The sequence below is a fragment of the Methylosinus sp. sav-2 genome (genome assembly GCF_004366495.1).
Lineage (GTDB): Bacteria > Pseudomonadota > Alphaproteobacteria > Rhizobiales > Beijerinckiaceae > Methylosinus.
Map to the genome: position 1 here is coordinate 61,641 of NZ_SOEJ01000014.1, position 24,232 is coordinate 85,872.

The window sequence follows — 24,232 nt, forward strand, 5'->3', positions numbered from 1 at the left end:
GTCGACGACCGGCTCCCGGCGGAAGCAGAAGGGATGAGACCATGGTCAATAAATTGGAACTGGTCGAGCACGTCGCCGAGGCGACCGAAACCTCGAAGGCCGCCGCCGCCGCCGCCATCGACGCAGTGATCGACGGCATCACTTTGGCCCTCAAGAAGGGCGAAGAGGTGCGTCTCGTTGGTTTCGGCACCTTTTCGGTCAAGAAGCGCGCGGCCGGCAAGGGCCGTAATCCCGCGACCGGCGAAGAGATCAAGATCCCCGCTTCCAAGAGCGCCCGTTTCAAGCCCGGCGCCACGCTCAAAGCGGCGCTCAACAAGACCAAGTGAGCCGAGCAAGGCTGGCCTGCCGCGCCGATTCCCCCTTTCGACCGGATTTCTAGGCTCGCCGCCGGGGCGCGAACGTCGCCGGCGGCATTGTCGTTTCAAAACGCCTGCGCAACGCGTCTTGCGCGGAGGGGGCGCCCTCCCGTAAACAATGCGGCGTCGATCCCGGTCGGCGCGCGGGCGGTTAGCTCAGTTGGTAGAGCGTCTCGTTTACACCGAGAATGTCGGCGGTTCGAGCCCGTCACCGCCCACCACGCCGCGCTCGGGAGAGACCCGTCATTCGGCCGCGCCGGGAGCGCGCGGAAGGGCGGGAGTTGGCCGCAAGGGATGAGAGACGCAGCGCCGAGAGCATGAGCCGAAATTTCGTCCTTCTCCTCGCCATGGCCGCATTGCTCGCGGCGCCTTCGGCCCGCGCCGAGGAGATGTCGTTCCATCTCGCGACGACGGCGAACGCCCGCTGCGCCGACCATTGCCCGCGCGTCATCGTGGCGGAGGGCGAGATCGTCGAGGACACGGCCGACGCTTTTGTGGGCTTTCTGCGCGAGCAGGGACGCGAGACCGAGCTGCGCAGCATCGTGCTGCTCGACTCGCCCGGCGGCCGTGTGCTCGCCTCCATGCAGCTCGGCCAGGCGCTGCGCCGCCTCGGCATGGCGGTGATCGTCGCCCGCGTCGAGCCGGCGAGCGGCGCGCTGGTGTCCGGCCGCTGCTATTCCGCCTGCGTCTATGCGCTAATGGGCGGCCGCAAGCGGGTGATCCCGCGCCAGAGCCGCGTCGGCGTCCATCGCATGTTCAATTATGTCGATGGCGTCGATCCGACGAGCGGCGAGACGCTGCGCGAGCGCCGCTACGACGATGGCGGGATGCGCCGCACGCTCACCCGCTACAGCGATTCCATGGGCGTCAGCCGCGATCTCATCGCATTGGCGGAGCGCACCTCGCCGGATCGCGTTCACCTTCTTTCCGCCGCCGAGATCGCCCGCTGGCGGCTCGGCTCGCCAAAGCTGTAAAAGAGCCGTCGAGCGGGGAATTCCTCGGCGCATCCATTCAACCTGCAGGATCGGTCGTTCCATGAAACATATCATCGAAGGTCTCGAGCAGCGGCGCGCCTCGGCGCGTCTCGGCGGCGGCGTCAAGCGCATCGACGCGCAGCATGCGCGCGGCAAGCTCACGGCGCGCGAGCGTATCGAGCTGCTGCTCGATCACGGCTCCTTCGAGGAGTTCGACATGTTCGTCGAGCACCGCTGCGCCGATTTCGGCATGGACAAGGGCGAGAAAATCTCCGGCGACGGCGTCGTCACCGGCTGGGGCACGGTCAATGGCCGCGCCGTCTTCGTCTTCGCCAAGGATTTCACCGTCTTCGGCGGCTCTCTTTCGGAGACCCACGCCCAGAAAATCACCAAGCTGCAGGATATGGCGCTCAAGAACCGGGCGCCGATCATCGGCCTGTTCGACGCCGGCGGCGCGCGCATTCAGGAGGGCGTCGCGGCGCTCGGCGGCTATGGCGAGGTGTTCCAGCGCAATGTGATGGCCTCGGGCGTCATTCCGCAGATTTCCGTCATCATGGGACCCTGCGCCGGCGGCGACGTCTATTCGCCGGCCATGACCGACTTCATCTTCATGGTGCGCGACACGAGCTATATGTTCGTCACCGGCCCGGACGTCGTGAAGACCGTGACCAATGAGACGGTGACGGCGGAGGAGCTCGGCGGCGCCTCGGTGCATACCACCAAGAGCTCCATCGCCGACAAGGCCTTCGACAATGACGTCGAGGCGCTGCTGCAGATGCGCCGGCTCATCGATTTCCTGCCCTCCTCGAATAAGGAGGAGCCGCCGGAGTGGCCGAGCTTCGACGAGGCCGAGCGGCTCGACGCCTCGCTGGATACTCTGGTCCCCGACAATCCGAACAAGCCCTATGATATCAAGGAGCTGATCACGAAGATCGCCGATGAGGGCGATTTCTTCGAGATTCAGGAGACCCACGCCAAGAACATCGTCGTCGGCTTCGGCCGCATCGAGGGCCGCACGGTCGGCTTCGTCGCCAATCAGCCCATGGTGCTCGCCGGCGTGCTCGACATCGACGCCTCCAAGAAGGCGGCGCGTTTCGTGCGCTTCTGCGACTGCTTCAATATTCCGATCGTCACCTTCGTCGACGTTCCGGGCTTCCTGCCGGGCACGGCGCAGGAATATGGCGGCCTCATCAAGCATGGCGCCAAGCTGCTCTTCGCCTATGCCGAGGCCACTGTGCCGAAAGTGACGCTCATCACCCGCAAAGCCTTCGGCGGCGCCTATGACGTCATGGCCTCCAAGCATTTGCGCGGCGACGTGAATTACGCCTGGCCGTCGGCGCAGATCGCCGTCATGGGCGCCAAGGGCGCCGTCGAGATCATCTTTCGCGCCGATATCGGCGACGCGGAGAAGATCGCCCAGCGCACCAAGGAATATGAGGACCGCTTCCTGTCGCCCTTCGTCGCCGCCGAGCGCGGCTACATAGACGAGGTCATCATGCCGAGCGCGACACGCAAGCGCATCGCCCGCGCGCTCGCCCTGCTGCGCCACAAGGAATTGGAAAATCCCTGGAAGAAGCACGACAATATCCCGCTCTAGGCGCGCTGCGGGGGGGGGGGGGCCGTCGGTTTTCGACGGCCGTGCCCGTGTCCTCCGGGCGGAGGCGCCGCCATCGTTGATTTTCTTCCTGCTCGACTAGTTTCGGTCGAGCAGGAATGGTTAGTGTGTCGAGATTGAGAGAAGTCGGTCTTCAGAGGCGGTAGGCCGAATGGATTTCGAGAGGAACATATAATGTGGAACCCAGATGCGTCGAAAAAGATGGGCGTTTTTCTCGAACGGATTTGGCCGCCGAGAGATACACCTGACGGCTGGGTCTCCCATATTGGAGGACGCCCGAATTTGCCGGACGGTTGGGAGTGGCCGCGCATTGCCTTCCCGGATGGCGACGAATTCGAAGGTGTCACCGCTTCGCTGGATTTTCTCGCCCAGATTCGCCTCGAGGATTTGCCAGACGTGCCCGACCGCGAGCTGCTACCGCAAGAGGGAGTCTTATTCTTCTTCGCGCTGGCGCTGACAGCGGAACCTCTCGACACGTTTGGCCCGGACGCTTGGCGCGTTCTTTATTACCGCGGCGACGTGTCGAGCTTTCCTTTCCGAGCGCCGCCCTCTGACGCCGGCTGGTTCCTGGATGATGTCGACTATACGCGAACAGAGGCCGCCGAATATCGCGATCCCGGCGCCTCAGACAAGGGCCTGTTTCCCTATTGTCCCGTTCGCGCGGTCGCCGCTCCGAGCTGGAAGCGTCCCGACGGCATTCCTTACGGGGACGATGTCCGAGAGTGGCTGCGACTCGTCGAAGCTTGGCCGGGCGAGCATAGGACGCCAACGACCTTCGAATATGCCGAAAGCGATTTGCCGCTCAGAGTCGAGGATGCTCTCTTAAATCTGTTTCATGCGCGCAACCAGTGGCGGGAAGGCGTTCTGTCTTTCGATGATCTGTTCGCTCGCCGCTACGATCTCATGAGTGTGAGCGCAGAGGACCGCGAAAGGGTTCGCATGGAGTATGGCGATTGGCTGACGCGCGTGAAACGGACGTGTGCCGAGCTTGTCGCGCGCGGGCGTTCGGCGCTGTTGAAAGACGACGAAAGGCGGCTGGTGCGTGGCTTGGTCGCCGAGAATTCCGACCGTATGAAAGCCCTCGGATGTCACATCTGGCCCAATCTCCGGCTCGCGGCCACTCTTTCGATGGCGACTCTATTGCTGGACTCTCCAGAATTGGCGGCATCCTTCTCCAACGAGGTCGACGCCGCGCATCCCGGGAATAATTTTTCGCCCGGGGGAAGTGGACACCGGATGCTCGGGCATTCGCATGTGATTCAGGAAGATATCGAATCCGACTCCGTCTTGCTTCTGCAACTGGGAAGCGATGGCAGCGGACCGCGGTTCATGTGGTGGGACATGGGCAATCTCACTTTTACGATTTCACGGGACAGTTTGGCCGCGTTGAGGTTCGATCGCGCCATCGCGAAAATCGAAGGGCATTGAGCGCGATCGACAGCCCTCTCGCTGGGGCGAGTGACTTCTCTAGCGCTCGGCAAATATTTAACCTGCCTATTCGGATAGTATCGCGCGCCGGCTCCCCGGGTGGGTCGGCGCGCCTTTTCGCTCGAGCGGAGAACAGCCTGCCCCGAAGGCGGGCGCCCTCCGCACAATTTCATTCCAGCGGCAGGCTTTTTTGGGTGACAAAACGCCACGGCTGTCATAATGTCCCCTTCGCCGAGCTGGCTAAAAACATATGAACGCAGAATGCGTTCGACCAATCGCTGGCTGAGGTCCAAGTCGGGGAGGACGCCGGAACTCTGCACGTCTCGCGAGACGCTCCACACTATTCTCGCGGATGGCGCCTATAGACGAGTCCGGTCAAAGGACGGGTACCAAAGAGTGGGGAGAGGCAAGGGCCGTCCCCGCTCTTTGTGTATGTAGAGCTATGATAGAGCTTTTCACTCGATAGATAGCTCCTGCCTATGAAGCGGCTCCCCGCCGCCGCAGCTCTTCCCCGAGCCCACTCGCAACCTTCGGAGAAACTCGAAAATGTCCATCAAGCGGATCGGCGCCGGCGCGCGCATGAGCAAGGCCGTCGTGCATGGCGGCGTGATCTATACGGCGGGCCAGGTGGCCGAGGCGGCCAAGGGCGGCGCGGTCGCCGATCAGACGCGCGAGATTCTCGGCCTCATCGACACGATTCTGCAGGAGGCCGGCAGCGAGAAGGCGAAGATTCTCTCCGCCACCATCTATCTCGCCGATATCGCCACTTTCGCCGAGATGAACTCGGTGTGGGACGTCTGGGTCGACAAGAGCAATCCGCCGGCGCGCGCGACCGTGGAGGCGAAGCTCGTCACGCCCGATTACAAGGTCGAGATCGCCGTCATCGCGGCGCTGTGACGCCGGTTGACGATTCAGGGCGCGTTTGTCGCGCTCGGCAGAAAATTTGGCTCCGGGCGGTCTATCGATACGGCCGGGGCAAACTTTGACGACACGCCGAGGAATATATGAAAATTATAATAGGGGAGCCGATCCCATTTTTCTCGAATGGTGACGAGGACAGTTTCTTTTATTGGCTCAAATCGATCGACGCGGTGCATGGTTTTGTCGGCTGTCCAAGTGGACTCGAAATTACATTGACGGATCCGGTCGATGAGCACAGTTTACGCGAGTTGATCGGGCTTGCGACCCGCTACGGGCTGGATATGAAGTGGCTGCGACAATTTCGCAATGACGCCAACAAATTGTGGTTCGATGATGAAACCACTTACTGGCACAAATCCGTGTTTGGTTCGAACTGAGCGTTCGAGGCGCGTTGACCGAAAGGTCGAGATCGCCGTCATCGCGGCGCTGTGACGCCGGTCAGGGGATTGTCGGGATCATAGGCGTAGCGCAAGGTCTCGAAGCGCATGGAGCGGGCGTCCATCAGCAGCAGGCGCCCGACCAGCCCCTCGCCGAAGCCGACGATCTCGCGGATGATTTCCAGCGCCATCATCGCGCCGACGATTCCGGTGAGCGCGCCGAGCACGCCGGCCTCCTCGCAGCTCGGCACGGCGCCCGCTGGCGGCGCCGCCGGGAAGAGGCAGCGATAGGTCGGGTTGGGGCGGCCCTCGGCGTCGCTCTCGAAGGGGCGCAGCGTCGTCAGCGAGGCGTCGAAGCCGCCGACCGCCGCCGTGACGAGCGGCTTTTTTTCGAAGAAGCAGGCGTCCGAGACGAGATAGCGCGTCGAAAAATTATCGGAGCCGTCGGCGATGATGTCGTAACCCGCGATCAGCGCTCGCGCATTGTGCTCCGTGAGGCGCAGCGCATGGGGCTCGACATGCACATGCGGGTTGAGCCGATGGATGGCGTCCTTGGCGCTGTCCACCTTCAGCCGCCCGACGGCGGTGGTATGGTGAATCACCTGCCGCTGCAGATTGGACAGCGAGACCTCGTCGTCATCGACAATGCCCAGCACGCCGACGCCCGCCGCCGCGAGATATTGCAGCAGCGGCGACCCGAGCCCGCCCGCGCCGACGACGAGCACACGCGCTTTCTTCAGCCGCTGCTGGCCCGGCCCGCCGACCTCGCGCAGAACGATATGGCGCGCGTAGCGCTCGATTTCTTCGGCTGAGAGGCTCATGTCGTTTTTCCTGCGCCGAAGCTCACGCGGCGGCCGCGTTCGTCGTGATATTTAGCAGCTTCGCGGCGAGCGCGAAATCGGAGGAGAAGATGACGCCGCCTCGCCTCGAAACTCTGGCGCCAGAGGCGCAGGAGCGTCTCGCTATGGCGATCCAGAGCAATCCGCATAATGCCGTCATCCTCGAGCGTCTGCCGAGCCTTCGCCTCGCGGACGCCTGGCTCGTCGCCGGCTGCCTGTTCCAGACGGTTTGGAATCTCGACAGCGGCCGGCCGGCGACGCAGGACATATTCGATTACGACATTTTCTATTTCGACGAGGATATCTCCTATGAGGCGGAGGATCGCGCCATTCGCCGCGCTCGCGCGCTCTTCGCCGATCTTCCCATTCGCGTCGATTTGAAGAATCAGGCGCGCGTGCATCTTTGGTACGGCGAGCGCTTCGGTCCGGGCTATCCGCAGCTGCGCAGCAGCGCCGATGGCGTCGATCGTTTTCTCATCGAATGCACGCGCGTCGCCGCGCGCTATGTGGACGGCGCGCTGGAGCTCTATGCGCCCGCGCGTCTCGACGATCTCTTCGCCGGCGTGCTGCGCCCCAATCCGCTCAATCTGCGGCCGGAGCTGTTCGCGGCGAAGGCCGCGAGCCTTCGCGCGCGCTGGCCCTTTCTCACCATCGCCGAAACGCACGCGTGATCCGCGTGAAAGCGTTTTCGCGCTTGCATAAAACGCCGTCGCAGACTTTCCTTGAACAGGCGCTGATTCGGCGCTTTGTCCCGCAAGGACCGCCTATGAACCTACCGGCCCCGCCCACCGGACTCTATCCCGAAGACTATGAGAGAATCGAAGCCGCGGTGATGGAGACCGTGCGCGGCCGCTGGTTCCTGCTCGAATATGCGCGCCGTCAGCGCGTCGAGGAGACCGAGCGGCTCGTGCTCGCGGTGGATCGTCTGGAGCGCATCGCTGCGCGCGCGGAGGAGCGCGCAGAGGAGCAGGAGGCCGCCTCCGATTGGCGCCTGCCGCGACGCCTCGTCGAGCGCGCGCAGGAATTCGCGCGCACGCTGCGCGCCAGCGGCGTCGAGGAGAAGCTCTGCGCGCAGGCCGATGCGCTGGTCGAGCAATTCTCCAAATTGCTCGACGCGCCCGCCGCGGAGCCGGAAGAAGCGCCGCGCGCGATCATCGAGTCCGCGACGATCGAGATCATCGACGAGCCGCATCGAATCCAAGAGGAGCGCATCGAGCCGATTCTCGAGATCGAGGCGGCGGATGAGCCGATAGAAATCGCCGAGGTCGAGACTCTCGTGGAGGCGGAGCCGATCGACGCCGAGCCGATCTTGGTCGAATCCTTCGAGGTGGAATCTGTCGTCGCCGAGCCGATCGAGATCGAGGCCGTCGCTTCCGCGCCCGAGCCTGTCGCTTTTGAGCCTGTCGCTTCCGCGCCCGAGCCTGTCGCGCAGCTGGAGGAGCCGCCGCAGGCGATAGAGATCACAGAATCTGCCGTTGCCGCCGAGCCGGCGTCCAATGAGATCGTGTTCGAGGAATTCGTCGCTCGCGCGATTCTGCCGGAGGAGACTGCGCCGGCCGAACTCGATGCGCCACGCATCGATGCGCCCAAATTCGGCGCGCGCGACTCCGGCTCGCCCAAGATCAGCCTTCCGAAGCTCACTCCGGCGAAGACCGAGTCGGCGCTGCCGGTCGATCCGCGCCTCGTGGCGCTGTCACGGCTCGATCATCTCTCCCTGCACGAAAAGCTTCGGCTGTTTGGCTGAGCAGGCCTTGCCGGCGGCCGCCTGAGCCGCCGCCGCATCCACGCCGTTCTGATGCGCGAGCGCGACATTGCCGAGAAACTGCTGCGCGCTCGCTTCCCAGGTGAAGGTCAGCGCATGGGCGCGCGGCACGGCTGAGGGAATCTCCGTCGCCGCGAGACAGGCCGCCTGCAAATCCTCGCTCAGCACGCCGGCGCCGCTCGCGCCGACCACATCCAGCGGCCCCGCCACTGGAAAAGCGGCGACCGGCAGGCCGCAGGCCATTGCCTCCAGCAGGACCATTCCGAAAGTGTCGGTGCGGCTCGGAAAAACGAACACATCCGAGCTGGCGTAGAGCGTGGCCAGTTCCGCGCTGGTCTTCACGCCGAGAAAGCGCGCCTGCGGATAGGCCGCCTCGAGCGCCGCGCGCGCCGGCCCATCGCCGGCGACGAGCTTCGTGCCCGGCAGATCGAGCGCGAGGAACGCCTCGATGTTCTTCTCCACCGCGAGCCGGCCGGCATAAAGATAGAGCGGCCGCGGATAGCCGAGATCGACCGCCTTATCTGGGTGAAAGAGCTGGTGATCGACGCCGCGCGACCAGCGCATCAGCCGGCGGAAGCCTCTCGCGGAGAGCTCCTGCGCCAGCGTCTGCGTCGAGACCATCGTCCCGGCGCCGCTATTGTGGAAGCGGCGCAGCAGCGCATAGGTCACGCCGACCGGAAAGCGCGTGCGGGCGTGAATATATTCGGGAAAGCGCGTGTGATAGCTCGTGGTGAAGCGCCGCCCCTGGCGCAGGCAGCAGGCGCGCGTCGCCATGCCCACCGGCCCTTCGGTGGCGATATGGACATGGTCGTAGCCCTGCGCCAGACGCTTCGCCACCGCTCCCGCCGAGGCGAAGGCGAGCTGAATTTCCGGATAGGTCGGCATGGGGATGGAGGAGAAATCCTGCGGGGTCAGGAAATCGATCGACGCGCCGAGCGCGCTCGCCGCGCTCGCCATCGCCTCCAAGGAACGCACGACACCGTTGACTTGCGGACGCCAGGCGTCCGTCGCGATCAATATCCGCATCAGGCGGCGGCCCTCGCCTGCGGCAGGGCCGGCGGCTGCTGCGCGGCGGCTTCTGCCGCCGCCTCCTGCTCCTTGGCGGTCTTCCGCCAATAGAGGATCTCGAAGCGTCCGTCGGCATGCTCGGCGATCGCCGTGCAGCTCTCGACGAAATCGCCGGTGTTCACATAGAGCATGCCCTCTATGTGGCGGATCGTCGCGTGATGAATGTGGCCGCAGACGACGCCGTCCACGCCGCGCCGCGCCGCTTCCGCCGCCAGCGTCTGCTCGAAATCGCCGATGAAGTTCACGGCGTTCTTCACCTTCAGCTTGGCCCAGGCGGAGAAGGACCAATAATCGACGCCGAACAGGCGGCGCACGCGATTGGCCCAGGTGTTGGCGAAGAGCGCGGCCTCATAGGCCCAGTCGCCGAGAAAGGCGAGCCAGCGCGCATGGCGCACCACTATGTCGAACTGATCGCCATGGATGACGAGCATTTTCTTGCCGTCGGCGGTCTCGTGAATATCGGTCTCCGCGACCTCGACGCCGCCGAACTCCATGCCCGTGTAGTCGCGGGCGAATTCGTCGTGATTGCCGGGCACATAGACGACGCGCGCGCCCTTGCGCGCCTTGCGCAGCAGCTTCTGCACGACGTCATTGTGCGCCTGCGGCCAATACCAGCCGCCCTTCAAGCGCCAGCCGTCGACGATATCGCCGACGAGATAGATGGTGTCGGCGTCGTGATGCTTCAGAAAGTCGAGCAGAAGCTCGGCTTGAAGCCCTCTCGTGCCGAGATGGAGATCCGACAGGAACAGCGTCCTGAAGCGCTTGGCGCTCTGCGAATCGGCCAATGAATCGATTGCGGTCATTTTGACGCGCCCGCCTCTTTTTGTGCCGCAGCGTCTCCTTCCCACCAGATTCTTGTTGCGTAACGATGACACCGCGCGAGGCGCGCGCAGTCGTGGCGAATTTCCCGTTCGATATTTCGAACGAATTCGATTATCAACGCGATCATGTCGAAAGGAACGGGCGTCATGGGCGTGGAAGGCCGGGAAAAGCAGAAGATTCTGGAGGCCGGAGCCTTGGCTTTGTCCGGGCAGCTCGGCGCGACTGTCCAGCGTCTGCGCAAGGCCTATAATCTGTCGCTGTCGGAACTCTCCCAGCAGTCCGGCGTCGCCAAATCGATCATCAGCCAGATCGAGCGTAACGAAACCAATCCGACGCTCGCCACGATCTGGCGCCTCGCCCAGGCTCTCGATGTGTCCATCGAGCGTGTGCTGCAGACCACGGAGGACGAGCCCTTCCTCGAGAAGACCAGCCGAGCGGACACGCCGATTCTCGTCTCCGACGACGGCAAGTGCCGGCTCGAGATCATCGGATGGATCAAGACCGTAGAATGGCTGCAATGTTATGAATTCTCCGCCGATCCGGGGGGAGTTCTCGAATCCGACGCGCATCAGCGCGGCTCTGTCGAGAGCCTGTCCTTGAGAGAGGGCGAGCTCGAGGTGGAGGTCGCCGGCGCCAAGGAGATCGTGCGCGCGGGCGAGACGTTGCGTTACCGCTGCGACCGCCCGCATGTGATCCGCAATCTGGGGCGGAGCGCCGCCCATGCAACCATGGTCTGCATTCTCAAAGCGGCCGCGATGGAGTGACCATTTGACGAAACTACCGAGCGGCGAGACGGCGGCCGGGCGCCATGCTGAGCTGAGGCTGTCGCTGCTGCAGGCCTCCATCTACGCCATTATCGGGGTCCAGCTGCCCTTCTTCTCCATCTGGCTGTCGGCGCGCGGGCTCGACGCTTTCGAGATCGCCGCCGTTCTCGCCGTGCAGCCGGTCATTCGCATCGGCTCCATGCTGCTCGCCTCGCGCCGGGCCGATCAGCACGGCGATCATGGCGCGCTGCTCGTCGGCTGCATGGCCGCCGTGGCCGCGGCCTATGCGGTGATGGGGCTCTCCTCCGGCTTCTTCGCATTGCTCGTCGCGGGCGCCATGGTGGCGCTGGCGCAGGGGCCGCTGGCGCCGCTCGCCGATGGCGTCACCTTCGGCGAGGCGCGGCGCCGGCGCGAGGCCGGCCTGCCGCAGCTGCATTATTCATGGGTGCGCGGCTGGGGCTCCATGTCGATCCTGGTCTTTCTCGCCGCCAGCGGGCCGGTCGCCGGCGCGCTGGCGGTGGAGGATATCGTCTGGCTGCTCACCGCCGTCGGAGCCTTCGCCTGCCTCGCCTGCATGGGCTCGCTGATCGGCTTCGGCTCTTCGGGAGCGAGAGAGGAGCGGCGCTCCGTCGGCCGCATCGCGCGGCCGGAGCTGGTGGCGCTGGTCATCGTCGCCGCGGCGCTGGTGCAGAGCTCGCATTCGATGGTGAACACATTCGGCGCGCTGCATTGGAAAGAGCAGGGCCATAGCGACACTTTCGTCTCTTTCGCCTGGGTCGCGGCGCTCGCCACCGAGGTGATCGCTTTTCTGATGGCGGCGCGCTGGTTCGGCGGCGAGTCGAAAGCGGGCGCCTTTCTGCTCGTCGGCGCGATCGGCGCCGTGCTGCGCTGGCTGCTGATGTCGGCCGATCCCGGCCCCTATGGGATTTTCTTCGCCCAGGCGCTGCATGGCGCCTCATGCGCGGCGGTGCAGATCGGCCCCGCCTATCTGCTCGCCGAGCTCGGCGGCAAGGAGCGCCTCGCGCAATCGCAAGCCTGGCTGGCGGCGGCCATCGCCGGCGGCAACAGCCTGCTCACCTTCCTGTCCGGACCGCTCTATGCGCAGGCGGGGGAGCGCGCCTATTTGGCGATGGCGGCGGTGGCCTTTCTCGGCCTGCTGCTCTCCTTCGCGGTGGCGCATCTCTGCGCCGGCCGTCACGCCCGGACGGAAGCGGCGCGGAACGCCCACGCCGAGCCTGAGCATTCACGCGCTTGAGCGGCGGCGCATGAAGCCTCCTTTTGAGACGCTCGCACCCAAGTCGGGCTCGCCCGACTTGGGCATTGTCATGCGGAGCTCGGGTAAACCCGCGATCGGCGCGGGCTCCCGGGCGCCTCTTACGAGAGGTCGCCCATGTGCTTTTGCGAGTAGAGCTGCACGCCGAGCTGCTTGATCAGCTCGAGCTGCGTCTCCAGGAAGTCGATATGGCGCTCCTCGCTCTCGACGACCTCTTCGAACAGCAGCTTGCTGACGCGGTCGTTGATCGACAGCGCATAGGCCGCCGCCTCGAGATAGAGAGCGCGGGCGTCGACTTCCGTGGCGAGATCGAGGCGGATGATCTCCTCGACGGACTGGCCGATGCGCAGAGGATCGAGACTCTGCATGTTCGGGAAGCCTTCGAGGAAGAGGATGCGATGCACGAATTTATCGGCGTGCTCCATCTCCTCGATGGATTCGTGACGCCACTTCTTGCCGAGCTCCTTGAAGCCCCAATTATCGAGGATACGATAATGCAGCCAATATTGATTGATCGCCGTCAGCTCGGCGCGGACGCCACGGTTCAGATATTCGATGAGCTTCGCGTCACCGCGCATGGTTCCCCCTTCCGCCCGGCCAGAGCGGACCGGGTCATGCAGCCAATTCGTCGGCGCGACAATTATCGCATTCGCCGGCCCCACTGCAATGATCGGAGGGGATCGCCGCATGCTGATCGACGATCGCGCTGATGTTGCGCGCGCATCGGCCGCAGCGCGGCTCGCACCCCATATGCCGGAAGATCGCGCCGACGCTGGGGCGATCCGATCTTCCTCCGAGAACCTCGCGGACTTGCCCGTCCGAGAGCACATTGCAAGAGCAGACGATCATCTCCGCACCTAGTTTGGAAGGGTTGTAAACTAGCTGTGATTTCAGTAGCTTAACGTACCGTTCCGGTTCTGGCTAGAGGCCTTTGTCGGTTTTCCGACAGCGGTCTCGGGGATCACGGAGACTTCGCAAATCGCGCGCCACGGCCGTTCGGCCGCACCAGATTATTTGTTGTGGATAAGAGACACGGCAAGACCTGGAGCATGCTCGCGCCCGCCTCTTTTGAAAATCTTTCGCGCCGAGAAAGGCTTCAGACGAATCTTCGCGCCTCCAACGGAAGGGCTAAGGTCAGATGTCAGATCTCCCAGATCTTTTTCCCGGCTTCGCCTCGCATTGGATCGATGCGCCCGCCGGCTCGATTTTCGCCCGCTCCGGCGGCTCCGGTCCGCCGCTGCTGCTGCTGCACGGCTTCGGCGAAACGCATGTCGCCTTTGCGAAGATCGCGCCGCGGCTCGCCGAGCGCTTCTTCGTCGTGGCCATGGATCTGCGCGGCTATGGCTGGTCCTCCGCGCCTGCGAGCGAGAAGGGCGAGTCCTATACGAAGCGCGCGCAGGGCGAGGACGTCATCGTCGTGATGGAGCAGCTCGGCCATGTGCGTTTCTCGCTCATCGGCCATGATCGCGGCGCGCGCGTCGGCTTTCGTCTGGCGCTCGATCATCCGGGGCGGCTGGAGAAGCTCGCTCTGCTCGATATAGCTCCGCTCGAGGAATCGCTCGGCGACGCAAATCTCAAGCGCCTCGGCCGCGCGCGGCTCTTGTCGCAGCCGGCGCCCAAGCCAGAGCAATTGATCGGCCTCGATCCGAAGGCGTTTCTCACCGATACGCTGGCGAGCGGAACCAAGGGCGGAACGCTCGACGCTTTCGATGCGCGGGCTTTCGCCCATTATCGCGCCGCTTTCGACGAGCCCTCGCGCATTCACGCCTTTTGCGAGGATTTTCGCGCCGGCGCGGGGCCGGATCGCGAGCTCGATCTCGCCGATCGCGCGGCGGGCGAGAAGATCGTCGTCCCCACTCTGGCGCTATGGGGCGCGGCGAGCTTTTCCGGCCATGGCGCTGCTCTGCTCGAGCAATGGCGAGAATGGGCGGATGATCTTCGCGGCGCCGAGATCGACAGCGGCCATTATCTCGCCGAGGAGGCGCCCGAGGCGACATTCGCCGCGCTCGACCTTTTTCTGTGAGCGAATTTCCCTTCAGCGTCGCTGTGGCGCTCGGCGGCGGCGGCGCGCGCGGCCTCGCCCATATTTCGGTGCTGGAGACGCTGGACGAATTGGGCGTGCGCCCTTGCGCCATCGCCGGCACGTCGATCGGCGCGATCATCGGCGCCGCTTACGCCGCCGGCTTTTCCGGCGCGCAATTGCGCGCGCATGCGGAGGCGGCGTTCCGCAACCGCATGCGTCTCGCGCGGCGCCTGCTGCGCTCGCGGGCGCGACGGCGGGCGCGCACCTTCTCCGATCTCGCGCATCCGGCGCTGATCGACGCCGAGCGTTTCCTCGACGCCTTCTGGCCGCAGGGCATGCCGGAGACATTCGAGGCGCTGCACATTCCCTTCACCGCCGTGACGACGGATTTTCGCCTGCGCCGCGAGGCGGCGATCTCGTCTGGGCTGCTGCGTCCGGCGGTCGGCGGCTCCATGGCGATTCCGGGCCTGGTGCGTCCGGTCGCCTATGGCGATAGCTTTCTGATCGACGGCGGCCTCGTCAATCCGCTGCCTTACAATCATCTCGCCGGCCGCGCCGATATCGTGCTCGCCGTCGATGTCTCGGGAACAGCGAGCGGACGCGCGCGCAATCGTGCGCCATCACCGATAGAGACGATCATCGTCGCCAGCCAGATCATGATGAACGCCATCAGCGAGCGCATGATCGAGGAGAGCCCGCCCGACGTTCTGATCTCGCCCGCGGTCAATCAATATCTCGCGCTCGATCTCTTCAAGGCCAAGCGCATCTTCGAGGCGGGCGACGCCTGCCGCGCGCAGGTGATCGAAGGATTGCAGAGCGCCGCCGCGCGGCTTTCGCTTCAGCGCCGCGCCTGAAAAAAGGCGCGCAGCAGCTCGGCCGCCTCGCTCTCGCGCAAGCCGCCATAGACCTCCGGCGCATGATGGCAGGTCTTCTGCGAGAAGAAGCGCGCGCCATGATCGACGCCGCCGCCCTTCAAGTCTTCCGCCGAATAATAGAGCCGGCGAATGCGCGCGAAGGAGATCGCCGCCGCGCACATGGCGCAGGGCTCGAGCGTGACATAGAGATCGCAATCGACGAGCCGCTCGCTCCCGAGCGCCACGCAGGCGGCGCGTATGGCGAGCATCTCCGCATGAGCCGTGGGGTCCTTGTCGCGCAAAGTGCGATTGCCCGCGACGGCGATGATTTCGCCATTGCGCGCTATCGTCGCGCCGACGGGCACCTCATTCGCCGCGAAGGCTTCGCGCGCGGCGTCGAAGGCGGCGGTGAGGGGGTCGGTCATCGCGCATGGCCGTGCGCCCCCTCCCTCACCCTCCCCCGCTTTGCGGGAGAGGGGAGCGGCGGGCGTTTCGCATCATCTCGATGAAGCGCGCAATCTTCTCCCTCTCCCGCGAAGCGGGGGAGGGCTGGGGAGGGGGCGCGCGGGAAGCTTTCTCCCCTCAATCCCCGCCGGTCCATTCCACCTCCGCGCCGAGCATGCGCAAATTCTCGACGAAGCGCGGATGCGCGCGCTTGATCGGCGTGGCGTTATGGATCATCGAGCGCCCTTCGATGCTCGCCGCCAGCATCAGCAGAGCGATGGCGACGCGGATGATATAGGGGCTCTCCACCTGCGCGGGGACCAGCGGCTTGCCGCCGAAGGCGATGAGCCGATGCGGGTCCGACAAAAACACATGCGCGCCGAATTTGGAGAGCTCGCCGGTCCAGCCGAGCGCGCCGTCATAGACCTTGTTCCAGAACATCACGCTGCCCTCGGCCTTGACGCCGAGCGCGATGAAGATGGGCAGGAGATCGACCGGCAGATAGGGCCAGGGCGCCGCCTCCACCTTCTGCAGCACGTTGCGGGTGAAGGGCTCCGCCACTTTCAGCGGGCCATTGGCCTTGGTCTTGGACCAGCCGTCCTCATGGACGACATGCACGCCGAATTTCGCGAAGGTGCGGTCGATCAGCGGAAACTGATCGGGCGCGCTATTCTTCACCTCGACGCCGCCGCCGGTGATCGCGCCCAGCGCCAGAAAGGTCGCGACCTCGTGGAAGTCTTCCGTCAGATGGAACTCGCCGCCGGAGAGCGAATCGACCCCGTCTATGGTGAGCTGCGAGGTGCCGATGCCGGAGATGCGCGCGCCGAGCGTCTGCATGAAGGCGCAGAACTCCTGCACATGCGGCTCGGAGGCGGCGTTGTTGAGCTTGGACTGGCCGCTCGCCAGCGCCGCGCACAGCACGAAATTCTCGGTGGTGGTGACGGAGGCGTAGTCGAGCCAGTGCCGCGTCGCGCGCAGCGGGCCGTCGGAGCGGATGACGAGCGAATCGTCGCTGCGCTCGATCGTCGCGCCGAAGGATTTCAGCACCTCTATATGCGGGTCGATCTCGCGCGCGCCGAGCGTGCAGCCCTTCACATCGTCCTCTATGCGGGCGACGCCGAAGCGCGCCAGCAGCGGCGGGGCCAGCATGATGGAGGAGCGCATCTCCGCCGGCAGGCGATGGATCGACGGATCGAAGCGCGTGTCCTCATGGCGCAGCTCGAGCAGGCCGGTCGCAAAATCCATCCGCACGTCGCTGCCGAGCGTGCGGAACAATTCCAGGATTTTCTTGACGTCGGTGATCTCCGGCACGCCATGGATGCGCAGCGGCTCTCTGGTCAGCAGCGTGGCGCAGAGAATGGGCAGCACGGCGTTCTTATTCGCGGAAGGGATGATCCTGCCGCTGAGCGGACGTCCGCCATGCACGATCAGATGAGCCATACCGCCTCCAGACGTCTGTTGCTTCTATGCGCCGAAATAGGGGACCGCGGCCGGCTTTCGCGGGGCTGCGGCCAACTCCCTACGTGGATTCGAGGCCATAACTCGGATTCATGGCGAATGACGAGTGAAAAAGCGGCCGTCGCGCCTTTCTCTTTGGCCCCGCGACCTGCTATCAGGGCGTGATGACCGACAAAAAGCCAGAAAGACCCGCCCGCCGTAAGGACGGCGGCGACCAGCCGCCGCGTCGCCGCGCCCCGGCCAAGAAACCGGCGGCGGCCGAGCCCGACGCCGCCGCCAGCGCCTTCGAAGGCGAGCGCATCGCCAAGGTCATGGCGCGCGCCGGCGCCTGCTCGCGCCGCGACGCCGAGATCTGGGTCACGGAAGGGCGCGTTTCCGTCAACGGCCGCGTGCTGGACAGCCCCGCCTTCAATGTGCAGGAGGGCGACCGCATAGAGGTGGACGGCCAGCCGCTCGCCGAGCGTGAGCCGACGCGCTTGTTTTTGTTCCACAAGCCGGCCGGCCTCGTCACCAGCGCCAAGGACCCGGAGGGGCGGGAGACCGTCTTCGGCTTCCTCGAGGAGCGCTTTCCCGATCTGCCGCGCCTCGTCAGCGTCGGGCGGCTCGACATCAATACGGAAGGCCTGCTGCTGCTGACCAATGACGGCGGCCTCGCGCGCACGCTCGAGCTTCCGGCGACGGGCTGGACGCGCCGCTATCGCGTCCGCGCCCATGGCGAGATCGACCAGGCGCAACTCGATGAGTTGAAGAAGGGCGTCACCGTCGACGATGTCGATTACGCGCCGATCGACGCCAAGCTCGATCGCGTGCAGGGCGCCAATGTCTGGATCAGCATGGCGCTGCGCGAGGGCAAGAATCGCGAGATCAAGCGCGTGCTCGAGCATTTGGGGCTCGACGTCAATCGGCTGATTCGCATCTCCTTCGGCCCCTTCCAGCTCGGCGAGCTGGAGGAGGGCGTCGTCGAGGAGGTGAAGCTGAAGACGTTGCGCGAGCAGCTCGGCAAGGGCTTGGCCGAGCTCGCCGGCGTCGATTTTTCGTCGTCCCGCCGCGACTCGGACGAGCCGCCGCATGTCGCCGCCGAGGAGGCGCGCCAGCGCGCCAAGACGCGCACGCGCAAGCATGTGACGACCTTGCGCGCAGAGCGCGAGGAGACGCGCGGCAAAGGCCCGCGCGCCCGCATCGAGCGCGCCGCGACCAGCGACCGCAAGGGTCGCGCCGTGCCGGTGGAGAAGATCGTGCCGGTGCGCCGCGCCGAGGAGCCGGCGACGACGCGCAACGCCCGCCGCTTCCGCGCCGAGAGGGCCGAGGGCGAGGCGGGTCCTGCGCGTTTTGCCGGCGAGCGCCGCCCGCCGCGCCGTGACGATGATGCGCGGGCCTCTGGCGGAGAGCGCAAGGAGCGATTCGAGCGGGGCGAGCGCGCCCCTCGGCGCGAGGGCGAAGGACGTCCGCCGCGTCGCGAGGGCGCTGCTGCGCGTCCGCGCGCTGGCGAGCGGACCGAGCGTTTCGATCGCGGCGAGCGTCGCGGTCCGAGCTTCGGCGCCGGCGATGGGCCGCGTCGTGAGCGTGCGCCTCGTCGCGAGGGCGAAGGTCGTCCGCCGCGGCGTGAGGGCGAGGGTCGCGCGCCACGGCGCGAAGGAATGCCGGCGCGCGCCGCATCGGGCGAGCGGACGGAGCGTTTTGATCGTGGCGAGCGTCGCGGTTCGAGCTTCGGCGCCGGCGATGGGCCGCGCGGTGAGCGCGCGCCGCGTCGTGAGGGCGAGGGGCGTCCGCCGCGTCGTGAGGGCGCGGAGCAGCGTCCGCGCGCTGGCGAGCGAACGGAGCGTTTCGATCGTGGCGAGCGTCGCGGTTCGAGTTTCGGCGCTAGCGATGGCCCGCGCCGTGAGCGCGCGCCGCGTCGCGAGGGCGAGGGGCGTCCTCCGCGTCGCGAGGGGGCGGAGCAGCGTCCGCGCACGGGCGAGCGGACCGAGCGTTTCGATCGTGCCGAGCGTCGCGGGTCGAGCTTTAGCGCCGGCGATGGGCCGCGCCGTGAGCGCGCGCCGCGTCGCGAGGGCGAGGGTCGTCCGCCGCGTCGCGAGGGGGTGGAGCAGCGTTCGCGCAGCGGCGAGCGGACGGAGCGTTTCGATCGGGGCGAGCGTCGCGGGTCGAGCTTCGGCGCTGGCGATGGGCCGCGCCGTGAGCGCGCGCCGCGTCGTGAGGGCGAGGAGCGTCCGCCGCGTCGCGAGGGAGCGGCCGCCCGTGCGCCCTCTGGCGAGCGTTTCGAGCGTGGCGAGCGCAAGAGTTTCGGCGCCGGCAAGACGTCCGGCGCTGGCAAGAGCTTCGGCGAACGCAAGAGCTTCGGCGCTGGCAAGAGCTTCGCGGGCAAGGGCGCCGGCAAGCGTTTCGACTCCGGCGACGCGCCGCGGGGCGAGCGCGCGCCGCGCAAGGAAGGCGAGGGGCGCCCGCCGCGTCGTGACGGGGATGCGCGTCCGCCGTCGGGCGAGCGTCGCGGTCCGCCGCGGAGCGGCGCGGGCAAGGAGCCGGGCAGAGCGGCTCCGGGCAGAGCGGCTCCTGGCAGAGGCGGACCGGGCAAAGGGCCAGCGGGCAAAGGCCCCGGCAAGGGGCCGCGCAAGCCGGGCGGCGCGCCGCGCAAGCCGCGCTAGCCCATGCGCATCGTCGCCGGCAGCTTTCGCGGCCGCGTGCTGAAGACGCCGCAATCGCAGGCGATCCGTCCCACTTCGGATCGCCTGCGCGAATCCGTCTTCGACATTCTCGCCCATGCCTATGACGATCCGGTTCCGGGCGCACGCGTCGTCGATCTCTTCGCCGGCACGGGCGCGCTCGGCCTCGAGGCCTTGTCGCGCGGCGCTGCGAAAATCCTCTTCATCGACGATGGCGCCGAGGCGCGCGCGCTGCTGCGCGCCAATGTCGAGGCGCTGGGCGCGGGCGGCGTGACGCGCGTCTTTCGGCGGGACGCGACCAAGCTCGGCCTCGCGCCGCCGGGCGAATTGTTCACGCTCGCTTTTCTCGATCCGCCCTATGGGCGCGATCTCGCCTCGCGCGCGCTGCGCTCGCTGATCGAAGGCGGCTGGCTCGCCGAGAGCGCGCTGATCGTCGTCGAGGAGGCGGCGGACGCGCCGTTATCGCTGCCGGAGGGCGTCGTCGAGAAAGAGCGTCGCCGCTATGGCGAGACGCAGATCGTCATCGCGCGATGCGTCAGAACGGATTCCAGGTCGCTTCCGGCGTGAATTTCAAATAACCGAGATTGAGGCCGAGGCGCGCGCCGAGCCCGGCGCGGATCGGCGCGACGACGACGCCGTCGGCCGACAGCTCGGTGAAGCCCAATCCGCCGACCAGATAGGCCGAACCGGCGACGCCGCCGAAGCGCGTGTAGATGGCGTCCACCGAGGGCAGATTATAGATCAGCATCATGGTGCGGTCGCCATCGGCGCCGGCGTCGAAGCCGAGCGAAGGCCCCTGCCAAAAGACGCGGCGCTGGCCGGCGTTGCGCGTGTACATCACCCCCTCGCCATAGCGCAGGCCGCCGACGAAGGCGCCCGAGCCCTCCTGGCCGAGCACATAGGCGTTGGGCCGTCCCCAGCGTCGCGCCAATTGCTCGACGCCCTGGGCGAGGTCGCGCGCTATGGCGCCGAAGAAGCGATGGCCGCTGCGGACCACCTCGTCGCCGGACATGGGCTCGGGTCTCGGCTCCGCCCGCACGTCATAGGCGGCGCGCGCCGGCGCCAGCGGCGACAGCGCGGCGGCCGTGGCGAGAGCCAGCATCTCTCTGCGCGTTGCGCGCGTCTCTCGGCGAGTTGAATCTGCGGCGCGCATGACGAAGCTTCCCCATTGGGCGTTTGCGAATCGATCTGCCGAAGTTTGGATGCGATCGTGTCGCGCCTGTGGCGCCGCGACGGCTCTTCTTCGCGAGAGGAAGAATCTCTCTGCGTTCTTAACAAAGTCTTGCGGCTGCGGGATCGCCGAAAGCGATGAAAGATCCGTTGCGATAGGCTTCGCCCGCCTTGCCGTAGAGAAGCGGGCGGCCCGCAGGATCGACGACGCCGCCGCCGGCCGCGCGTAGCACGGCGTCGCCGGCCGCCGTGTCCCATTCCATTGTCGGGCCGAAGCGCGGATAGAGATCGGCAGCGCCCTCCGCCAATAGGCAGAATTTGATCGAGGAGCCGACGTCGCGCGTCGCGGCGACGCGATGCGTCTCCAGAAAGGCCGTGGTCGCCGCGTCGAGATGCGAGCGGCTGACCAGCGCCGTCGGCCCTTCGGCCGGTAGGGCGCGCACGCGCAACGGGCGCCAGGCCGCGCGCGGCGGCGCCGGCAGGCCGGGCGTAGCCTCGGCGCCGAAGGCCCGCGCGCCGGCAAACCATAATCGCCGGAGCGCCGGAGCATAGACCGCGCCGGCGCGCGGCGCGCCCGCGACGATAAGGCCGATATTGACGGTGAACTCGCCGCTGCGCGCCAGAAACTCGCGCGTGCCGTCGAGCGGATCGACGAGCAGGAAAGTCTCGGCGCGGGCGAAATCGGCGCCCGCGGCGGCGGCTTCTTCCGCGACGATGGGAAGGCCGGGCAGCAGCTCGGCGAGACGCGGCGTCAGAAAGGCCTCGATCCTCTCATCCGCCTCGCAGACCGGGCTCGCGTCCGTCTTTGCGCGCGCGTCGATTGTCGGCGCGGCGAGAACATCCATCGCAATGGCGCCGGCGCGGGTCGCCAGATCGGCGAAAGCCGCCGCCAGCGCGTCGAAATTTTCGTCGCTCTCGAGCCGCACGCCTTTTAGAACTCCAAATCGCCGCGCCGCTCGACGAGAGCGGCCTCGTTCGTCTCTCCCGCGCGCAGATCGTCGACGCGTCCCGCGGGCGGTCCGCGCCGCGCCGCCTCCACCAGCGCTTGCAGCGCGCCCTGCGGCCCGGCGGCGACGATCTCCACCGCGCCATCGTCGCAATTGCGCGCCCAGCCGGCGAGCGCGAGGCGCCCGGCCTCCCGCGCCACAAAGGCGCGAAAGCCGACGCCCTGCACGCGCCCGCGCACGATGATGCGGAACACGCGGCGCCTCTCGCTCATTGCGCCGCCTCCACGGCGATATTGTCGATGAGCCGCGTCGCGCCGAGCTTCGCCGCGACAAGCAGGCGGATCGGTCCCTCGTGACGGCGGGCGACGCGCGCCAGAGTCTGCGCGTGGCGCGCCTCGAGATAGTCGATGAGGAAGCCTTTGGCGGCGATCTGCTCGCGCGCCTCCGCCATCACATGGCCGATCGGCTCGCCCGCGGCGATGCGCTGCGCGGCCTCGTTCAGCGCGCGATGCAGCGCCGGCGCGATGCGCCGCTCCTCGGCCGAGAGATAAATGTTGCGCGAGGACATTGCGAGGCCGTCCCCCTCGCGCAAAGTGGGCGCGCCGATGATCTCCGCGCGCAGATCGAGATCGCGCGCCAGGCGCTTTATCACCAGCAATTGCTGATAATCCTTCTCGCCGAAGACGGCGACGTCGCAATCGGCCTGGTTGAGCAGCTTGGCGACGATGAGCGCGACGCCGGCGAAATGCGTCGGCCGGAAATGATCCTCGAGATCGGCGACCGTCGGCCCGCCCACTGCGACCGTGGTGGAAAAGCCCGGCGGATACATCTCCTCCACCGCCGGCGCATAGCAGAGATCGGCCGCAACGCTCGCGAGCTTCTCGACATCGGCCGCGAGCGTGCGCGGATAGCGGTCGAAATCCTCGCCTGCGCCGAATTGCGTGGGATTGACGAAGACCGAGACCATCACGCGATCGGCGCGCCGGCGCGCCTCCTCCACCAGAGCGAGATGGCCCTTGTGCAGCGCGCCCATGGTGGGAACGAAGCCGACGCGCTCGCCGCGCGCGCGCCATTGCGCGACACGCTCGCGCAGCTCGGCGAGCGTATGGACGGTGGGAACGGGAAAAGCGCTCATCTTCGGCTCATCCTCTGCTGCGCATTGGGCGCATGGCTCTCCAGAAAGGCGATATAGGCGCTCGGCAGGCCGAGCGCGCGCGCCGAGGCGACGATATTCTCGACATAGCCCGGCGCCGCCGGCCCCTCGCGCGTCGCGGTTCCGATATAGACGAGCGCCCGCGCCGAGCCCACCGGCGCGCGCAGCACCGGCTGCACTACCTTGCGGTAGAGCCGGCGGCCGACCTCCTCGTAACGGTCGAGCGCCGGCACATCCGCCACGGCGAGGTCATAGAGCAGGCCATGGACCTGCGCCCGCGCGTCCGGCACGACAGTGGCGTAGCCCGTCTCCAGAATGGTGAAACGATAGCGCGCCAGCCGGCCGAGGCCGAGCGGCCGCGAATGGGGACAGCGGACGGCCATTGTGGCGACGTCCATATTGGCGCCATAGGCGAAATAGAGAGGCATGTGGTCTTTCCGAGCGGCGGACGGACCTTAGCGCATAGCGTCGCCGCGAGCGAGGCGCCGCGGGCGCCCCTCGCGGAAAGAAAAAGAGCCCGGCCTGCGCCGGGCTCCCAACCGAGAGCGGCCCCTGGGAATTAACCGCCCTCATCGACTATTCTCAGCGTTGGATGCAGTTTTAGAAATGCGTCGAATCGACGCGAGGGCGAGAAGGGAAGACGGAATGGACGAGTTCGAAGGCGGCTTTCTGCGCAATACGGCGATCGGCCTCGTCCTGGCTCTGGCGGCGGCGATCGTCTATGTCTGGTTCCGCTAGACGCGCGGCCGGTTGACGCGCGGTCATAGAGAAGCGATAGGCTTCGCCGCGAGTCCGGTCCGGCTCCGGGTTCGGAAGGGTGGCCGAGTGGTTTAAGGCAGCGGTCTTGAAAACCGCCGTGGGGGAAACTTCACCGTGGGTTCGAATCCCACCCCTTCCGCCAAATCAATGGTTTACGTCGATTTTTGCGCCCGCATATGGCGCAATGGGCGCGAACGGAAGCGGTTCGCGTCGACACGGGAGTCGGCACAGTCCGTTCTGGAGGCGTTCGATGCCGGCGGATGAAGCAAATATCCGGCGCCGCAACCTGCGGCGATAATGGCTGCGCGCAGCAAGAGCACTCCCTTCACACGGGAGGGGTCACAGGTTCAATCCCTGTGCCGCCCACATTAAACCGCTGAAAGCATTTGTATCTTGTGCCGGCGCCTAACGGCAACTGCGCACCTCGGCGCAGAACGACGCGGGAACATGACCGCTCGACCCGTGGAAAATCCGTAAGCATCCGGCGTGGGCCGCAGGCGATGGGCTGAAGCGTCAGGCGCCAGCGCGCGACTTCAGGTCTTTGTGGATTTCGATGAGCTCGACGAGA

General features: G+C 66.4%; 26 protein-coding genes and 2 tRNA genes. 16 read left to right on the top strand and 12 right to left on the bottom strand.

All coding sequences use genetic code 11. The features are described 5' to 3' along the window. Positions 1 to 41 precede the first annotated feature (41 nt). From EDE12_RS18035 to EDE12_RS18065, 7 genes are all read left to right on the top strand, one after another. Entirely contained in the window at positions 42 to 326 is a 285-nt protein-coding gene (locus EDE12_RS18035) for an HU family DNA-binding protein (protein WP_036291148.1), read from the top strand. 175 nt (positions 327 to 501) lie between these two features. Further along, a tRNA-Val gene (locus EDE12_RS18040) sits at positions 502 to 577 on the top strand. A gap of 96 nt (positions 578 to 673) precedes the next feature. Beyond that, complete coding sequence (locus EDE12_RS18045; protein WP_024880934.1) at positions 674 to 1,330, top strand: hypothetical protein; 657 nt, start codon at positions 674 to 676, stop codon at positions 1,328 to 1,330. 61 nt (positions 1,331 to 1,391) lie between these two features. Further along, positions 1,392 to 2,927, top strand: coding sequence for an acyl-CoA carboxylase subunit beta (locus tag EDE12_RS18050; protein WP_018266552.1), 1,536 nt, complete (start codon positions 1,392 to 1,394; stop codon positions 2,925 to 2,927). A gap of 192 nt (positions 2,928 to 3,119) precedes the next feature. Further along, entirely contained in the window at positions 3,120 to 4,373 is a 1,254-nt protein-coding gene (locus EDE12_RS18055) for a DUF1963 domain-containing protein (protein WP_084768580.1), read from the top strand. A 546-nt stretch (positions 4,374 to 4,919) separates the two neighbouring features. After that, the gene (locus EDE12_RS18060; protein ID WP_024880932.1) at positions 4,920 to 5,270 is read left to right on the top strand and encodes a RidA family protein; all 351 of its coding nucleotides are present in this window, start codon (positions 4,920 to 4,922) and stop codon (positions 5,268 to 5,270) included. A gap of 107 nt (positions 5,271 to 5,377) precedes the next feature. Further along, positions 5,378 to 5,671: a hypothetical protein gene (locus EDE12_RS18065; protein ID WP_024880931.1), complete on the top strand. Its 294-nt coding sequence runs from the start codon at positions 5,378 to 5,380 to the stop codon at positions 5,669 to 5,671. A gap of 38 nt (positions 5,672 to 5,709) precedes the next feature. Here the strand turns inward: EDE12_RS18065 and moeB are convergent, their stop codons facing one another. Continuing rightward, positions 5,710 to 6,492 carry a molybdopterin-synthase adenylyltransferase MoeB gene (gene moeB, locus EDE12_RS18070; RefSeq protein WP_026599330.1) on the bottom strand — a complete coding sequence of 261 codons (783 nt, stop codon included), beginning with the start codon at positions 6,490 to 6,492 and terminating at the stop codon, positions 5,710 to 5,712. 89 nt (positions 6,493 to 6,581) lie between these two features. Between moeB and EDE12_RS18075 the strand changes: the two genes are divergently transcribed. Together EDE12_RS18075 and EDE12_RS18080 are read left to right on the top strand one after the other, a co-directional pair. Beyond that, positions 6,582 to 7,181 carry a nucleotidyltransferase family protein gene (locus tag EDE12_RS18075; protein ID WP_051592676.1) on the top strand — a complete coding sequence of 200 codons (600 nt, stop codon included), beginning with the start codon at positions 6,582 to 6,584 and terminating at the stop codon, positions 7,179 to 7,181. A gap of 95 nt (positions 7,182 to 7,276) precedes the next feature. Further along, positions 7,277 to 8,254 carry a hypothetical protein gene (locus EDE12_RS18080; protein ID WP_134188208.1) on the top strand — a complete coding sequence of 326 codons (978 nt, stop codon included), beginning with the start codon at positions 7,277 to 7,279 and terminating at the stop codon, positions 8,252 to 8,254. Here EDE12_RS18080 and EDE12_RS18085 read toward each other — a convergent pair. Then, positions 8,204 to 9,298 (bottom strand): glycosyltransferase family 1 protein, encoded by a 1,095-nt coding sequence (locus EDE12_RS18085; RefSeq protein ID WP_024880927.1) that lies wholly within the window; start codon positions 9,296 to 9,298, stop codon positions 8,204 to 8,206. The genes EDE12_RS18080 and EDE12_RS18085 overlap by 51 nt on opposite strands. Next, on the bottom strand, positions 9,298 to 10,143 hold the full coding sequence (locus tag EDE12_RS18090; protein WP_051465450.1) for a UDP-2,3-diacylglucosamine diphosphatase: 846 nt from the start codon (positions 10,141 to 10,143) through the stop codon (positions 9,298 to 9,300). Before EDE12_RS18090 ends, EDE12_RS18085 begins: the two co-directional genes overlap by 1 nt. Before the next feature lie 165 nt (positions 10,144 to 10,308). Between EDE12_RS18090 and EDE12_RS18095 the strand changes: the two genes are divergently transcribed. Then, positions 10,309 to 10,926: an XRE family transcriptional regulator gene (locus EDE12_RS18095; RefSeq protein WP_026599327.1), complete on the top strand. Its 618-nt coding sequence runs from the start codon at positions 10,309 to 10,311 to the stop codon at positions 10,924 to 10,926. Between the two features lie 4 nt (positions 10,927 to 10,930). Then, complete coding sequence (locus EDE12_RS18100) at positions 10,931 to 12,181, top strand: MFS transporter (RefSeq protein WP_026599326.1); 1,251 nt, start codon at positions 10,931 to 10,933, stop codon at positions 12,179 to 12,181. Between the two features lie 119 nt (positions 12,182 to 12,300). On the opposite strand, the gene bfr is transcribed toward EDE12_RS18100, so the two are convergent. Both bfr and EDE12_RS18110 read right to left on the bottom strand, forming a co-directional pair. After that, positions 12,301 to 12,777 (bottom strand): bacterioferritin, encoded by a 477-nt coding sequence (gene bfr / locus EDE12_RS18105; protein ID WP_018264261.1) that lies wholly within the window; start codon positions 12,775 to 12,777, stop codon positions 12,301 to 12,303. Between the two features lie 34 nt (positions 12,778 to 12,811). Then, a complete protein-coding gene (locus EDE12_RS18110; protein WP_018264260.1) occupies positions 12,812 to 13,048 on the bottom strand; it encodes a (2Fe-2S)-binding protein in 237 nt (78 codons plus the stop codon). 289 nt (positions 13,049 to 13,337) lie between these two features. Here EDE12_RS18110 and EDE12_RS18115 point away from each other — a divergent pair, with 289 nt between their 5' ends. Together EDE12_RS18115 and EDE12_RS18120 are read left to right on the top strand one after the other, a co-directional pair. After that, a complete protein-coding gene (locus EDE12_RS18115) occupies positions 13,338 to 14,222 on the top strand; it encodes an alpha/beta hydrolase (RefSeq protein ID WP_026599325.1) in 885 nt (294 codons plus the stop codon). Further along, positions 14,219 to 15,076 carry a patatin-like phospholipase family protein gene (locus EDE12_RS18120; protein WP_026599324.1) on the top strand — a complete coding sequence of 286 codons (858 nt, stop codon included), beginning with the start codon at positions 14,219 to 14,221 and terminating at the stop codon, positions 15,074 to 15,076. Before EDE12_RS18115 ends, EDE12_RS18120 begins: the two co-directional genes overlap by 4 nt. On the opposite strand, the gene EDE12_RS18125 is transcribed toward EDE12_RS18120, so the two are convergent. Further along, complete coding sequence (locus EDE12_RS18125) at positions 15,061 to 15,501, bottom strand: nucleoside deaminase (RefSeq protein ID WP_024880920.1); 441 nt, start codon at positions 15,499 to 15,501, stop codon at positions 15,061 to 15,063. The genes EDE12_RS18120 and EDE12_RS18125 overlap by 16 nt on opposite strands. A 157-nt stretch (positions 15,502 to 15,658) precedes the next feature. Beyond that, entirely contained in the window at positions 15,659 to 16,960 is a 1,302-nt protein-coding gene (locus tag EDE12_RS18130) for a UDP-N-acetylglucosamine 1-carboxyvinyltransferase (protein ID WP_026599323.1), read from the bottom strand. Between the two features lie 182 nt (positions 16,961 to 17,142). Between EDE12_RS18130 and EDE12_RS18135 the strand changes: the two genes are divergently transcribed. Together EDE12_RS18135 and rsmD are read left to right on the top strand one after the other, a co-directional pair. Continuing rightward, positions 17,143 to 19,617, top strand: a complete 2,475-nt coding sequence (locus EDE12_RS18135) for a pseudouridine synthase (RefSeq protein WP_026599322.1) — start codon at positions 17,143 to 17,145, stop codon at positions 19,615 to 19,617. Between the two features lie 3 nt (positions 19,618 to 19,620). Continuing rightward, a complete protein-coding gene (gene rsmD, locus EDE12_RS18140) occupies positions 19,621 to 20,202 on the top strand; it encodes a 16S rRNA (guanine(966)-N(2))-methyltransferase RsmD (protein ID WP_024880915.1) in 582 nt (193 codons plus the stop codon). On the opposite strand, the gene EDE12_RS18145 is transcribed toward rsmD, so the two are convergent. The 5 genes from EDE12_RS18145 to EDE12_RS18165 all read right to left on the bottom strand — a co-directional run bounded on the left by EDE12_RS18145 (position 20,171) and on the right by EDE12_RS18165 (position 23,333). Continuing rightward, positions 20,171 to 20,737 carry a DUF1134 domain-containing protein gene (locus tag EDE12_RS18145; protein WP_024880914.1) on the bottom strand — a complete coding sequence of 189 codons (567 nt, stop codon included), beginning with the start codon at positions 20,735 to 20,737 and terminating at the stop codon, positions 20,171 to 20,173. The genes rsmD and EDE12_RS18145 overlap by 32 nt on opposite strands. 169 nt (positions 20,738 to 20,906) lie before the next feature. After that, positions 20,907 to 21,731 (bottom strand): 3'(2'),5'-bisphosphate nucleotidase CysQ, encoded by an 825-nt coding sequence (gene cysQ, locus EDE12_RS18150; protein WP_026599321.1) that lies wholly within the window; start codon positions 21,729 to 21,731, stop codon positions 20,907 to 20,909. 5 nt (positions 21,732 to 21,736) lie between these two features. Continuing rightward, a complete protein-coding gene (locus EDE12_RS18155) occupies positions 21,737 to 22,024 on the bottom strand; it encodes an acylphosphatase (RefSeq protein ID WP_026599320.1) in 288 nt (95 codons plus the stop codon). Beyond that, complete coding sequence (gene panC, locus EDE12_RS18160; RefSeq protein WP_026599319.1) at positions 22,021 to 22,887, bottom strand: pantoate--beta-alanine ligase; 867 nt, start codon at positions 22,885 to 22,887, stop codon at positions 22,021 to 22,023. Before panC ends, EDE12_RS18155 begins: the two co-directional genes overlap by 4 nt. After that, on the bottom strand, positions 22,884 to 23,333 hold the full coding sequence (locus EDE12_RS18165; RefSeq protein ID WP_026599318.1) for a gamma-glutamylcyclotransferase family protein: 450 nt from the start codon (positions 23,331 to 23,333) through the stop codon (positions 22,884 to 22,886). The genes panC and EDE12_RS18165 overlap by 4 nt, the downstream gene beginning before the upstream one ends. Before the next feature lie 383 nt (positions 23,334 to 23,716). On the opposite strand from EDE12_RS18165, the gene EDE12_RS18170 reads away from it, so the two are divergent. Continuing rightward, positions 23,717 to 23,806 (top strand) — tRNA-Ser (locus tag EDE12_RS18170). The last annotated feature ends 426 nt before the right edge of the window (positions 23,807 to 24,232 follow it).

Coding starts and splice junctions, on each gene's coding strand:
- EDE12_RS18125 (WP_024880920.1), bottom strand. CDS start 15,501: ATGACCGACCCCCTCACCGCCGCCTTCGACGCCGCGCGCGAAGCCTTC.
- EDE12_RS18035 (WP_036291148.1), top strand. CDS start 42: ATGGTCAATAAATTGGAACTGGTCGAGCACGTCGCCGAGGCGACCGAA.
- moeB (WP_026599330.1), bottom strand. CDS start 6,492: ATGAGCCTCTCAGCCGAAGAAATCGAGCGCTACGCGCGCCATATCGTT.
- EDE12_RS18145 (WP_024880914.1), bottom strand. CDS start 20,737: ATGCTGGCTCTCGCCACGGCCGCCGCGCTGTCGCCGCTGGCGCCGGCG.
- rsmD (WP_024880915.1), top strand. CDS start 19,621: ATGCGCATCGTCGCCGGCAGCTTTCGCGGCCGCGTGCTGAAGACGCCG.
- EDE12_RS18165 (WP_026599318.1), bottom strand. CDS start 23,333: ATGCCTCTCTATTTCGCCTATGGCGCCAATATGGACGTCGCCACAATG.
- EDE12_RS18055 (WP_084768580.1), top strand. CDS start 3,120: ATGTGGAACCCAGATGCGTCGAAAAAGATGGGCGTTTTTCTCGAACGG.
- EDE12_RS18065 (WP_024880931.1), top strand. CDS start 5,378: ATGAAAATTATAATAGGGGAGCCGATCCCATTTTTCTCGAATGGTGAC.
- EDE12_RS18115 (WP_026599325.1), top strand. CDS start 13,338: ATGTCAGATCTCCCAGATCTTTTTCCCGGCTTCGCCTCGCATTGGATC.
- EDE12_RS18135 (WP_026599322.1), top strand. CDS start 17,143: ATGACCGACAAAAAGCCAGAAAGACCCGCCCGCCGTAAGGACGGCGGC.
- EDE12_RS18080 (WP_134188208.1), top strand. CDS start 7,277: ATGAACCTACCGGCCCCGCCCACCGGACTCTATCCCGAAGACTATGAG.
- EDE12_RS18075 (WP_051592676.1), top strand. CDS start 6,582: ATGACGCCGCCTCGCCTCGAAACTCTGGCGCCAGAGGCGCAGGAGCGT.
- EDE12_RS18050 (WP_018266552.1), top strand. CDS start 1,392: ATGAAACATATCATCGAAGGTCTCGAGCAGCGGCGCGCCTCGGCGCGT.
- EDE12_RS18110 (WP_018264260.1), bottom strand. CDS start 13,048: ATGATCGTCTGCTCTTGCAATGTGCTCTCGGACGGGCAAGTCCGCGAG.
- EDE12_RS18090 (WP_051465450.1), bottom strand. CDS start 10,143: ATGACCGCAATCGATTCATTGGCCGATTCGCAGAGCGCCAAGCGCTTC.
- EDE12_RS18045 (WP_024880934.1), top strand. CDS start 674: ATGAGCCGAAATTTCGTCCTTCTCCTCGCCATGGCCGCATTGCTCGCG.
- bfr (WP_018264261.1), bottom strand. CDS start 12,777: ATGCGCGGTGACGCGAAGCTCATCGAATATCTGAACCGTGGCGTCCGC.
- EDE12_RS18130 (WP_026599323.1), bottom strand. CDS start 16,960: ATGGCTCATCTGATCGTGCATGGCGGACGTCCGCTCAGCGGCAGGATC.
- EDE12_RS18155 (WP_026599320.1), bottom strand. CDS start 22,024: ATGAGCGAGAGGCGCCGCGTGTTCCGCATCATCGTGCGCGGGCGCGTG.
- EDE12_RS18095 (WP_026599327.1), top strand. CDS start 10,309: ATGGGCGTGGAAGGCCGGGAAAAGCAGAAGATTCTGGAGGCCGGAGCC.
- EDE12_RS18085 (WP_024880927.1), bottom strand. CDS start 9,298: ATGCGGATATTGATCGCGACGGACGCCTGGCGTCCGCAAGTCAACGGT.
- EDE12_RS18060 (WP_024880932.1), top strand. CDS start 4,920: ATGTCCATCAAGCGGATCGGCGCCGGCGCGCGCATGAGCAAGGCCGTC.
- panC (WP_026599319.1), bottom strand. CDS start 22,887: ATGAGCGCTTTTCCCGTTCCCACCGTCCATACGCTCGCCGAGCTGCGC.